This window comes from Cupriavidus sp. 05N40 (assembly GCF_056397305.1).
Map to the genome: position 1 here is coordinate 23,978 of NZ_JBFTND010000129.1, position 10,594 is coordinate 34,571.

Consider the following 10,594-nt stretch of genomic DNA (forward strand, 5'->3'; position numbering starts at 1 on the left):
GAGATGGACCCGATGGCTTCGGTGAGCCCGGCGCAGGACGCGGCGGGGGCGGCAGGCGGCGGCGCTGTCTGGCGCGGCCGCACCGATGGCAACGAGCGTGGCGACACGCGGCGGCTGTTCAATGTGGTGCGCACCGGCGGCAGCGCGCGCGTGGCCGGCGCGCCGGCGTTGCTGGGCTTTTGCTGCGACGCCGGCGTGCTGCGCAACCAGGGCCGGCCAGGCGCCGCCGGCGGCCCGCGCGAAATACGCCGCGCGCTGGCCGGCATCCCGGCGCACGGCCTCGCCGCGTTCCATGATGCGGGCGATATCGTCTGCAGCGACGGCGACCTCGAATCCGCGCAGCAGGCGCTGGCCCAGGCCGTGGCCACGGAACTCGCGCAGGGCGCCTTCGCGCTGGTGCTCGGCGGCGGCCACGAGATTGCCTGGGGCACGTGGCAAGGCCTGCGCGCGCATCTCGACGCGCGCGGCGACAACGGCCGCGTGCTGGTGATCAACCTCGATGCGCATTTCGACCTGCGCACGGGCCGTCCCGGCAGCTCGGGCACGCCGTTCGACCAGATCGCCGAAGCTTGCCGCACGCGCGGCCAGCGCTTCGAATACAGCTGCCTCGGCGTGAGCCGTCTCGGCAATACCGCCGCGCTGTTCGCGCATGCTGACGCGCTCGGCGTGCACTACGTCGAAGACGTGCAGATGCAGGAGCGGCACCTCGATGCGCGGCTGGCCGAACTGCAGGCACGCATCGACGCGGTGGACCACGTCTACCTCACCATCGATCTCGACGTGCTGCCCGCAGCGGTGATGCCGGCGGTGTCGGCGCCCGCGGCGTATGGCGTACCGCTGCCGGTGGTGGAGGCGGTGGTGGCATGCGCGCGTGCCAGCGGCAAGCTGCGCGTGGCGGATCTGGCGGAGTTCAATCCGCTGTATGACCGCGATGCCTGCGGCGCGCGGGCAGCGGCGCGGCTGGCATACAGGTTGATGGCGGGCTGATGGCCCGTGACCCCGAACCGCGCGCCAAAGCAAAAACCCCCGCCTTCGACAGCGGGGGTTTTGCCTTTGCAGCAGCGAACCGGATGCCGCGCCGCGCTAGTGGATCACCATCTGCGTGAACGGGTGCACATACGCTTGCAGCGTAATGAACAGGCCGACGAGGATCGCCAGCGAGATCGAGTGGAAGAACACATAGCGCAGGATCTCGCCCTCGTGCCCGTACCACTTGGTGGCGGTGGACGCCACCACGATGGACTGCGCGTCGATCATCTTGCCCATCACGCCGCCTGAGCTGTTGGCCGCGGCCATCAGGACCGGCGACAGGCCGAGCTGCTCCGCGGTGGTTTTCTGCAGGCCGCCGAACAGGACGTTGGACGCGGTGTCCGACCCGGTCAGCGCCACGCCCAGCCAGCCCAGCAAGGTGCCGAACAGCGGGTAGAGCACGCCGGTGTGCGCGAAGGCCAGGCCCATGGTGGCATCGAGGCCCGAATAGCGCGTCAGGTAGCCGATGCCGAACATCGCGCAGATGGTCAGCAGCGAATACTTCACCAGCTTGATGGTTTCCCAGTACTCCTTGAACAGGCGCGGCACCGAGTAGCCCATCAGCAGGCCGCCCAGCAAGGCCGAGGCCAGGATGCCGGTGCCCGCCATCGACAGCACGTTGAAGGCGAACACCGCGCCTTCGGCGGTGGGCTTGGGTACCACCGGAGGTACCTTGAGCACGGCTTTGTCGAGGCCGGGGATGGGGAAGCGCCATTGCCAGATGCCGTCCATCAGCTTCTTGAACTCCGGGATGCCCCAGACGAAGACGAACACGGTCAGGATCACCCACGGCATCCAGGCCTTGACCACCGAGATGCCGACGGAGGCGGCGCTGGCGCGCGCTTCCGCGGCCACGGCTTCGGGGTCGTCGACCTTGGAGTCGTCATGGCGGCCCAGGATCCGCGTGGAGGTCCAGATTTCCCTGGGCTTCCAGACCTTCAGGAAGAGCGTCAGCGAGGCCATCGAGATCAGCGCGGCGATCACGTCCACCAGCCACGGGCCATGGAAGTTCGATACCAGGAACTGGGGAATGGCAAAGGTGACGCCGGCCACCAGGATGGCGGGCCAGATCGCCAGCATGCCGCGGAATCCCGCGAAGGCCCRGATCAGCCAGAACGGCACCAGCACCGAGAAGAAGGGCAACTGGCGGCCGACCATGGCCGAGAGGTGCAGCAGGTCCAGGCCGGTGACCGAAGCCAGGCCGATCAGCGGCGCGCCCAGTGCGCCGAATGCCACCGGCGCGGTATTGGCGATCAGCGCCAGGCCTGATGCGGCCAGCGGCGAGAAGCCCAGGCCGATCAGGATGGCACCGGTCACGGCCACCGGCGTGCCGAAGCCGGCCGCGCCTTCGAAGAAGGCCCCGAAGCTAAAGGCCACCAGCAGCAGTTGCAGGCGCCGGTCTTCGGTGATGCCGGAGATCGAGTTCTGCAACACCTTGAACGACCCGTTGAGTGTGGTCAGCCGGTGCAGGAAGATGATGTTGAGAACGATCCAGCCGATCGGGAACAGGCCGGAGACGATGCCGAGTCCGGCCGCCTTGCCGGCCATGGCTGCCGGCATGCCGAACACGGCGGAGGCGATGACCACGCCAATCACCAATGCCAGCCCGGCGGCCAGGTGAGCCTGCAGATGAAAGAAGGCAAGTGCCGCCAGCAGCACGGCCACGGGAACCCCGGCAGCCAGCGTGGACAACGCCATGCTGCCTAGCGGGTCATAGATTTGACTCCACACGATTGAATCCTCCTCGGGTTGGGCGGCAGGTTTTCTCTTCTTTTACTCCGGCCTGCCATTTCTCGGCTCTTCTGGCTTTTGCCCTGGCGTCCTTGCGGGGCGCGCAACGGACAAACTTCGGATTTTAGGGATGGGTTCCTGCCGCGCCGCCCTAAATCGGATCACCAGCATCATGAGCCGGATTCAGGGATCAGGGTTCGCCTGGGGGCAGGCTGGCGCACACCCGCACCTAGGGCAGATYACTCCAAACGTGCCGTTCCGCAAATGTATGCCCGCCACGGCTGGCCGGTGGCAGAATGCCCGGATCGTTCGCACGCTCGTCCCGCGCGGCGCAATTCCCCCGCGATCCCGAAGGAGCTTTGTCATGCACCATGCCATTCCCGGCGGCGCGTTGTTCGCCGCCTTCCTCCTGGCCAGCCTGGTGCTGGCGCTGACGCCAGGGCCCGCGGTGATCTACATCGTCACGCGCACCCTGTCGCAAGGCCGGCGCAGCGGCCTGGCCTCCGTGGCCGCCGTGGCGCTGGGCAACCTGGTCAATGCGCTGGCGGCGGCGCTGGGGCTGGCGGCACTGTTCGCGGTGTCGGCGCTCGCRTTTGCCGTGGTCAAGTACGCAGGCGCGGCCTATCTCGTCTACCTTGGCGTGCGGGCCCTGCGCGCGCGCCCGGCGGATGACGCCGCCGGGCAGGCACCGGCGGCCAGCCTCGGCAAGGTGTTCCGCGACGGCATGGTGGTGGCCATGCTCAACCCGAAGACGACCCTGTTCTTTGCCGCTTTCCTGCCGCAGTTCATGGACCCGGCCGCGCCCGCGCTGCAGCAGAGCATGGCGCTGGGCGGCATCTTCGTGCTGGTCGCGTCCTTCACCGATTGCTGCTACGTGCTGGCCGCGGCGGCGGTGCTGCCGCTGCTGGCGCGCGCTCGCGGCGCAAATGCCGTTGGCCGCTATGTGACGGGCGGGGCGCTGATCGGACTGGGCGTGCTCGCCGCGGTATCGGGCGGGCGCCACGGCAAATAAGCCGGGCCGGCCTCACCTCAGGCCAGCGGCAGGACGAGGATGCCCGCCGCGGCGGGCCGGGCGCGCATGGCGGCCACCCAGCGTTCGAGGTGAGGGCGCGGCTGGCGCGGCGCCGGCATGCCAAGCCAGCGGTGCGCCGAGCAGGCCAGCGGGATATCGGCCATGGTGAAGCGGTCGCCGCAGATGAATTCGCGGTCGGCCAGGGCTTCGTCGAGACGGGCCGCGAGCGGTTCGGTGCGTTCGAGGGAGCGGGCGACCAGGGCCTGGTCGCGTTGCCCGGCCGGCACCCGCACGAGCTGGCGGAAGGCGTCTACCATGGCGGGACTGAAGGCATTGGTCTGCCAGTCCATCCAGCGGTCGGCCAGGGCGCGCGCCTTGACGTTGCCGGGCCACAGCGAGTCGTCGCCGTCATGCGCGCACAGGTAGCGCACGATGGCATTGGACTCCCACAGCACGAAGGGCTCGCCGCCCAGGTCGGTGCCGCGGAAATCCTCGATCACCGGGATCTGCCGGTTCGGGTTGAGCCGCACGTAGGCCTCGGTGTCGAGGTCGCCCTCGCGGATGCCGATGTCGATGCGCTCATGGTCCAGATGCAGCTCGCGCGCGCACCAGACCACTTTCTGCACGTTGATCGATGAGAGTCGACCCCAGATACGCAGCACGAACACCTCCTCCTTCTGGCGGGGGCCGCGGACCGGCCCGGACGAACGGGTGATGGCCGTTATCTTGCCATGAAGCCCGCCGCCCAGGTATCGGCCAGGAGATGTAGCCGTGTTGCATGGTGTGGCCCGCCGGGGCGACCCGGCCGGCCAGCCAGCTCAGCCGGCTCAGGCTGCCTTGGCCTGCGGCGCGTGCTTGGCGATGGCTTCGCGGAACAGCGTGCCGAGGATGGCCACGCCCTGCTCGATACGCTCCGGCGCCACCGTGACGAAGGCCAGGCGCAGCGCATTGCGGCGCGGATTGCTGGCGTAGAACGGCGCGCCCGGCACGTAGGCCACGTTGCGCCTGACCGCCTCCTGCAGGATCTCCATGCTGTCCAGCCCTTCGGGCAGCTCCATCCAGATGAACATGCCGCCTTCCGGCGCGTTCCAGGTCACGCCTTCGGGCATGTGGCGCGCGAGCGAATCCAGCATGGYCTGGCATTGCGCGGCATACAGCGTGCGGATGGTGGGGATGTGGGTGTCCAGCAGGCCGTCGCGCACCACCTCGTAGGCCAGGCGCTGCGTGAAGCTGGGCGTGTGCAGGTCCGAGGCCTGCTTGGCCTGGCACAGCTTGAAGTGCAGGTCGGGCGGGGCGATCACGTAGCCCAGGCGCAGGCCGGGCGCGAGGATCTTGGAGAACGAGCCCATGTAGATCACGCCGTCCGGGTTCATCGACAGCAGGCTCGGCAGCTGGTCGCCGCGGTAGCTCAGCTCGCCGTAGGGATCGTCCTCGACCAGCAGCACGCCCAGTTCGCGCGCGCGCGCCACCAGCGCCTGGCGGCGCTCCAGCGGCATGCGGCGGCCGGTGGGATTCTGGAAGTTGGGCAGGGCGTACAGGAAGCGCGCGCCGGCGGTCAGCTCGGGCGTGAGCGCTTCGGGCAGCAGGCTCTTGTCGTCGCCCGGCACCGAGACGAATTCCGGCTCGAACAGCGAAAACGCCTGCAGCGCGCCGAGGTAGCTGGGCGTCTCCACCAGCACCGGGCTGCCCGGGTCGATCATCACCTTGGCGATCAGGTCCAGCGCCTGCTGGGAGCCGGTGGTGATCAGCACGCGTTCCACGCCCACGTTGTGACGCCTGGCGATGAACTCGCGCAGCGGCATGTAGCCTTCGGTGGCGGCGTACTGCAGCGCGGCCTGCGGGTTGTCGGCGAAGATCCGGGCTRCCGCCTGTTCCATGGCCGCTACCGGGAACGTGGCCGGCGAGGGCAGGCCGCCGGCGAAGGAAATGACTTCCGGACGCTCGGTGACTTTCAGGATTTCGCGGATGGCCGAGCTGGTCAGCTGTTGTGCCCGGCGGGAGATGGCCCAGTTCATGATGGTCTCTTGGTATGGGAGTCGAGCGCTCTCGACTCAGTCAACGATAAAAAGCCGCGCGCCGGTCGGCGTGGACGAACGGTGCGGCTCGGCATGGTCGGCAACCTGGTAGCTCGTGCCAGCGCGGAGCACGAACTGCCGGCCGTCTTCCAGCTCGGTATGCAGCTCGCCTTCCAGTACAAACAGGATGTGGCCCTTGGTGCACCAGTGATCGGCGAGGTAACCGGCAGAATACTCCACCATGCGAACCCGGATATCGCCGAACTGGCGGGTGCGCCAGAGGGCTTCCCCGGAATCGCCGGGGTGGCGGGTCGGGGCGATCCCGGACCAGTCGGTGGTGCCGAAGGGCAGGTTGTCGATACGCATGGGGCGGGGCGTGAATCCTGTCGTTCCGTTCTGTTCTGTTCTGCCTTGCAGCCGGCGGGCCGGCTGCGCGGGTTCTGCATGCGGCCACGGATGGCCGCGGCGCTTACTTGACTTCGACGATCATCTCGATCTCGACGCACGCGCCCAGCGGGATCTGCGCCACGCCGAAGGCGCTGCGGGCATGCTTGCCGGCGTCGCCGAAGACTTCCACGAGGAATTCCGAGGCGCCGTTGGTCACCAGGTGCTGCTCGGTGAATTCCGGGGTGGAGTTGACCAGGCTCATCACCTTGACGATGCGGGTGACGCGGTTCAGGTCGCCGCCGAGGTGGCCATGCAGCGTGGCCAGCAGGTCCACGGCAATGGCGCGCGCGGCGGCCTTGCCGTCTTCGGTGGCGAGGTCCTTGCCGAGCTTGCCTGCCCAAGGCTTGCCGTCCTTGCGTGCGATGTGCCCCGAAAGGAACACGGTGTTGCCGGTCTGGGCGGCCATCACATAGGCCGCGGCGGGGGCGCCGGCGGTGGGCAGTTCGATGCCAAGGCGGGCAAGGGTGTCGTAGACGGACATAGGGTCTCCTGTCAGTGGGGTCGTCCCGTAGGGATGGGGTGGGGTTCTTCGACGGCGGGCGCGGTGCCCGCGGGGGCGCTGCGCACGGCGGTGCGGCGGCCCAGGGCCACCACGCCGATCACCGCCACCGCGAAAGCGAGGGTGACGGCGTCGAGCGGCTCGGCCAGCAACAGGGCGCCGCCCGCCAGCGTGAGGAACGGCTGCAGCAATTGTATCTGGCCCACGCGGGCGACGCCGCCTTTTGCGAGGCCGGCGTACCAGAACAGGAAGCCGATGAACATCGAGAACACCGACACATAGCCCACGCCGAGCCAGGCGCGCGGCGAGGCGGCGGCGATCTGGCCGGCATGCGTCAGCGCCAGCCAGGCCACCACCGGCAGCAGCAATGGCAACGCCACCGCCAGCGCCCAGCTGATGGTTTCCAGCCCGCCCAGCTCGCGCGACAGCTTGCCGCCTTCGGCATAGCCCAGCGCGCCCAGCACCATGGCGGCGAACAGCAGCCAGTCCGCGTGCTGCAGCCCGCCGGCACCCTGCCACAAGGCAAAGGCGACCACCAGCGCGCTGCCGGCCGCCGCCGCCAGCCAGAACGCCGGCGAGGGACGCTCGCGGCCGAACCAGGCGGCAAACACCGCGGTAGCCAGCGGCAGCAGGCCGGTGATGATGGCGCCATGCCCGGCCGGCACTTCGCGCATGGCGAGCGAGGAAAACAGCGGGAAACCGACCACCACGCCCAGCGCCGTCACCCCCAGGCGCCACCACTGGTTGCCGCGCGGGCGGCGCGCGGCGGCGAAGGCGCCGCGCTGCCACAGCAGTGCCAGCGCCGGCAGGGTTGCCACCACGGCGCGCCCCAGCGCCACGAAGGTAGCGTCCAGCTCCGCCACCGCCATGCGGGTGAAGGGCAGGGTCTGGCTGAATATGACCACGCCGACCAGGCCCAGCAGCATGCCGCCGCCGTGGGTGGCCTGCGCGGTTGCGTCGAGGCGTGGCAGGGAAGAAGGGTTGGCAGCCATGGTTGTGCGTCAGTGAGAAGCGGGGCCGCCGGACAGCGCGATCCACAGGGCGGTCAGGGCCAGCGACAGGCCCATCGCGCGGTTGAACCAGCGGATGCGGTTACCCACCTGCAGCCAGTGCCGCAGGCTGGCGCCGATCGCGCCGTAGAGACCGTTGCTGAGAAAGCCGAACACGCCGAACACCGCGCACATCAGCAGCACGCGCTGCAGCGGCGACTGCGCGCCGGCCATGTACGAGGCGGCGGTGGCCAGCGCCAGCATCCACGCCTTGATATTGGCGTACTGCAGGATCACCGACTGCCACACGGAAAGCGGCCGCAGCACCTGCTTGTCGCTCAGCACGGTGCTGCGCGCAAGACGCAGTGCCAGCCACAGCAGGTACAGCACGCCGGCCGCGTGCACCAGCAGCCCCAGCGCGGGGCTCGCCAGCACCAGCGCGCCAACGCCGGTGGCGCACAGGGCCACGATGCTGGCAAAGCCGAAGGCCACGCCCACGCAATGCGGCAGCGTGGCGCGCAGGCCGAAGTTGGCGCCGGTGACGGCGGCGATGGTGGTGTTGGGGCCGGGCGTGAAGGCGCCCACCGCCAGCAGCGTGAGCAGCGCGGCGAACTGCGCCATGGACAGCCCGGTCAGCAAGGCCGGGCCTGCGAGCGCGCCCGTCATGCCGCGAACTGCACCACCACGCGGCGGTTGGTGCGGCTTTTCTTTTCGATCTTGGTCACCACCACCGCGCCGATCTCGCCGGTGGCGGCCACATGGGTGCCGCCGCAGGGCTGGCGGTCCACGCCGGGGATCTCGATGATGCGGATGGCGCCGCTGCCGGCCGGCGGCGCCGCGCCCACGGTGCGCACCAGCTCGGGCTGCGCCGCCAGTTCCTCGGGCGTGATGCGCTCGACGCGGACCTGGCTGTCGGCCGTGATGAGGGCGTTGAGCTGCTCGGTGAGCACGCTCTTGTCGAGCGTGGATTCGGGCAGGTCGAAGTCGATGCGCGCCGAATCCGGCGAGATGCCGCAGCCGGTCACCGGCACCGGGATCAGCGAGCCCAGCAGGTGCAGGCAGGTGTGCAGGCGCATCAGGCGGTGGCGGCGCTCCCAGTCGATGGCGACGGCGACGATGTCGCCCGGCGCGGGCAGCGCGGCGCCCGGGGCCGGCACATGCAGGATATGGCTGCGGTCCGGCGCATGGATCGTCTCGAGCAGGGCGATGGTGGCGCCGTTGGCCAGCCTGAGCGTGCCGGTATCCCCCGCCTGGCCGCCGCTGCGGGCGTAGCACACGGTCTGGTCGAGTTCGATGCCGTCGGCATGCACTGCGACCACGGTGGCCGTGCAGCTGCCAAGATAGGCGTCGTCGTCGAAGCGCTTGCGGGTGGCGGACATTGCTGAAGTCTCCTGCGGTTACTGTTCTTGTCGTTCTTGTCGTTCTTGTCGTGAATGCGGTCCTGCTTGCCGCCTTCGCCGGCTGCGGCGCGGCGCGGCGCGTCAGCGCAGCGTGCGTACGCCGTCCGGCGTCTCTATCTCCGCGCTCAGCTCGGCCATGTCCGCGCTTTCCAGCGCGAGCAGCCCGCCGCCGAGCCATTGCATGGCCGGCCCGAGCCGCGCTGCCTGCGGATGCCGTCCGCGCAGCGCGCGCAGCGCCAGGCCCTGGTCGGGCAGCCGCGCGCACGGGTGGGTCGGCACGTCCCACTGGATCAGGGTGGGCAGCACGCCGTCTCCGGCCACGGCCGGGCCGTCATCGCCGGCCGGCCAGGACGGCAGGCTGCCGTCCTCCGGCACGGTGATGCGCCAGCGCAGGTCGCCGCGGGTCATCGGAATCGCCGGCGCGATACGCGCGGGATATTGCGACTGCCACAACGACAGATCGGTCGGGCGCTCCACCCGGGCCGCCCAGTGCAGCAGGAAGGGCCCGTTGCGCAGGCGGGCCTGCACCGCCTCGGAATCCAGTCCAAACCAGCGCGGCCGGCCGGGAGGCGGAGCCTCGGGGTCGATGGCGATGACTTCCAGGTAGACGCTGCCCGACAGCCTGAGCAGGCGGTTGTGCGTGCCCATGCCGGGATGCGCGCCGCCTGGCTGCACCGGCACGCCCAGCAGATCGGCGACATGCCGCGCGCCCGCGTCAAGCGTGGGGGCGGCGATCACGAGATGGTCGAGAGCTAGCGGCATTGTGTGTTGATGGTAGACAAGGTTGTCGGTACAGTACCTATACAGTTATGCAGATCATTCACAGTACAGTGGCGGGAGCAGGATATGAACAGCGAGGATCTGGCCGCGCCCGGCCTCAAGGATAAGGCAGGCGGCGTTGCCGGCGCGGTTGCGGCCGAGCCGGCGCGCGCCCTGCGCCTGGTGGCGCCGCCGACCGAACGCATGCCCAGCCCGGTGCCGTCGGCGCAGATGACGCTGGTCGAGCAGCTCACGGAGTGGGCCCGGCTGCGCATCGACGAGCGCATCTTCCGCGCCGGCATGCGCATGCCCTCGATCCGCCAGCTGGCGCAGGAAAAGGGCATCTCCCGCTTCACCGTGGTGGAGGCCTACGAGCGGCTGGTGGCGCTGGGCTACCTGGAATCGCGCCGCGGCTCGGGTTTCTACGTGCGCGAGCGCACCCCGCAGGCGCCAGCCGTGGCGCCGGTGGCCACCGGGTCGCGCAATATCGACGTGACCTGGCTGCTGCGCAGCATGTTCCACTCGAGCGAGCCCCACAAATCGCCCGGCATGGGCTTCCTGCCCAACGACTGGCTCGACGGCGAGCTGATCGCCAGCGCGCTGCGCGGGCTGGGCCGCCAGCCGGGCAGCCATTTCCTGGTCAGCGGCACGCCGCAGGGTTTCCTGCCGCTGCGCCAGCAACTGCGCAACCGCCTGGCCGAGCTGGAGATCGG

The 10,594-nt window shown here is 69.6% G+C and carries 12 protein-coding genes; 3 read left to right on the forward strand and 9 right to left on the reverse strand.

Annotated features, from left to right (window positions below; genetic code table 11):
* The first annotated feature begins 12 nt into the window (after positions 1 to 12).
* Complete coding sequence (hutG, locus tag AC1DO7_RS26340) at positions 13 to 987, forward strand: formimidoylglutamase (protein WP_441613320.1); 975 nt, start codon at positions 13 to 15, stop codon at positions 985 to 987.
* A 96-nt stretch (positions 988 to 1,083) separates the two neighbouring features.
* Here the strand turns inward: hutG and AC1DO7_RS26345 are convergent, their stop codons facing one another.
* On the reverse strand, positions 1,084 to 2,760 hold the full coding sequence (locus tag AC1DO7_RS26345; RefSeq protein WP_477116731.1) for an L-lactate permease: 1,677 nt from the start codon (positions 2,758 to 2,760) through the stop codon (positions 1,084 to 1,086).
* A gap of 364 nt (positions 2,761 to 3,124) precedes the next feature.
* Here AC1DO7_RS26345 and AC1DO7_RS26350 point away from each other — a divergent pair, with 364 nt between their 5' ends.
* Positions 3,125 to 3,772, forward strand: coding sequence for a LysE family translocator (locus AC1DO7_RS26350; protein WP_441613073.1), 648 nt, complete (start codon positions 3,125 to 3,127; stop codon positions 3,770 to 3,772).
* A 17-nt stretch (positions 3,773 to 3,789) separates the two neighbouring features.
* Here the strand turns inward: AC1DO7_RS26350 and AC1DO7_RS26355 are convergent, their stop codons facing one another.
* From AC1DO7_RS26355 to AC1DO7_RS26390, 8 genes are all read right to left on the reverse strand, one after another.
* Positions 3,790 to 4,434 (reverse strand): glutathione S-transferase family protein, encoded by a 645-nt coding sequence (locus AC1DO7_RS26355; protein ID WP_441613072.1) that lies wholly within the window; start codon positions 4,432 to 4,434, stop codon positions 3,790 to 3,792.
* A 165-nt stretch (positions 4,435 to 4,599) separates the two neighbouring features.
* The gene (locus AC1DO7_RS26360) at positions 4,600 to 5,787 is read right to left on the reverse strand and encodes an aminotransferase-like domain-containing protein (protein WP_477116732.1); all 1,188 of its coding nucleotides are present in this window, start codon (positions 5,785 to 5,787) and stop codon (positions 4,600 to 4,602) included.
* 36 nt (positions 5,788 to 5,823) lie between these two features.
* Entirely contained in the window at positions 5,824 to 6,153 is a 330-nt protein-coding gene (locus AC1DO7_RS26365) for a DHCW motif cupin fold protein (RefSeq protein ID WP_441613070.1), read from the reverse strand.
* A 103-nt stretch (positions 6,154 to 6,256) separates the two neighbouring features.
* A complete protein-coding gene (locus tag AC1DO7_RS26370; RefSeq protein ID WP_441613069.1) occupies positions 6,257 to 6,715 on the reverse strand; it encodes a RidA family protein in 459 nt (152 codons plus the stop codon).
* Positions 6,716 to 6,726: 11 nt separating this feature from the next.
* Entirely contained in the window at positions 6,727 to 7,659 is a 933-nt protein-coding gene (locus AC1DO7_RS26375) for a DMT family transporter (RefSeq protein WP_441613319.1), read from the reverse strand.
* A 75-nt stretch (positions 7,660 to 7,734) separates the two neighbouring features.
* Positions 7,735 to 8,388, reverse strand: a complete 654-nt coding sequence (locus tag AC1DO7_RS26380) for a LysE family translocator (protein ID WP_441613068.1) — start codon at positions 8,386 to 8,388, stop codon at positions 7,735 to 7,737.
* Positions 8,385 to 9,101 carry an alanyl-tRNA editing protein gene (locus tag AC1DO7_RS26385; RefSeq protein WP_441613067.1) on the reverse strand — a complete coding sequence of 239 codons (717 nt, stop codon included), beginning with the start codon at positions 9,099 to 9,101 and terminating at the stop codon, positions 8,385 to 8,387. Before AC1DO7_RS26385 ends, AC1DO7_RS26380 begins: the two co-directional genes overlap by 4 nt.
* 102 nt (positions 9,102 to 9,203) lie before the next feature.
* Complete coding sequence (locus AC1DO7_RS26390; RefSeq protein ID WP_441613066.1) at positions 9,204 to 9,884, reverse strand: VOC family protein; 681 nt, start codon at positions 9,882 to 9,884, stop codon at positions 9,204 to 9,206.
* A gap of 84 nt (positions 9,885 to 9,968) precedes the next feature.
* On the opposite strand from AC1DO7_RS26390, the gene AC1DO7_RS26395 reads away from it, so the two are divergent.
* Positions 9,969 to 10,594: GntR family transcriptional regulator (locus tag AC1DO7_RS26395; RefSeq protein ID WP_477116733.1), on the forward strand; the 626-nt coding region annotated here is incomplete at its 3' end.